The organism is Vibrio sp. TRT 2004 (genome assembly GCF_050113735.1).
GTDB lineage: Bacteria > Pseudomonadota > Gammaproteobacteria > Enterobacterales > Vibrionaceae > Vibrio.
This window is the reverse complement of sequence record NZ_JBNJOH010000160.1, coordinates 1-560: the sequence shown is the minus strand read 5'-3', so window position 1 is coordinate 560 and position 560 is coordinate 1. Positions and strand designations below refer to the sequence as shown.

Sequence of the window (560 nt, the reverse complement as noted above, 5' to 3'; positions counted from 1 at the left end):
AATGTCTCAGGCTCTAAGAGATAATAATATAAAGACTGCATCGCAGGGGCGTAGCCTTGGTTGGCTGCGAGTTTTAGGTATTTTATTTTTTCCTCTCTGGGTACATCGCTAAATCGAGTCAAATAATAGCTTGCGTTTAAGCCTCCTAACGTAAGTGCCTCAATATACTTTTTATCAATAAGGTAGCGGCCTAGCACCGGTACATAATTTCGCCATTGATTTGTAAAAAACTGAAGTTGTAGCAGAGCCTTACCATTGCCTGTTTCTGCTTCTTTCTTCCATCCATCAACTGCTAACTGATACCACTTATCATCACACGGCCAGCCTAAATAACCACATGGGTTATTGACGTAATATTCATAGCCAGAAAGAACACCCATAGCCCAAGGGTCGCCCATCTGGGCGGCTTTTAAAAAGGTCTGCCCCGCTTCAAACTGCTGGCGGTTTTTATACTGTGTGACCCCTAGCCAGTAAGTCGCGTACGCACTGCCTTGGTCTGATTGTTGTTGAAAAATCTGCTCGGCTTGTGGGTACTGTTTTTGGTTAAACAGTCGGATCCC

The 560-nt window shown here is 44.3% G+C and carries 1 pseudogene; it reads right to left on the bottom strand.

From position 1 onward, the window contains the following. A pseudogene (locus ACQEXR_RS20415) lies at window positions 1–560 on the bottom strand (sel1 repeat family protein); the annotation flags it as partial.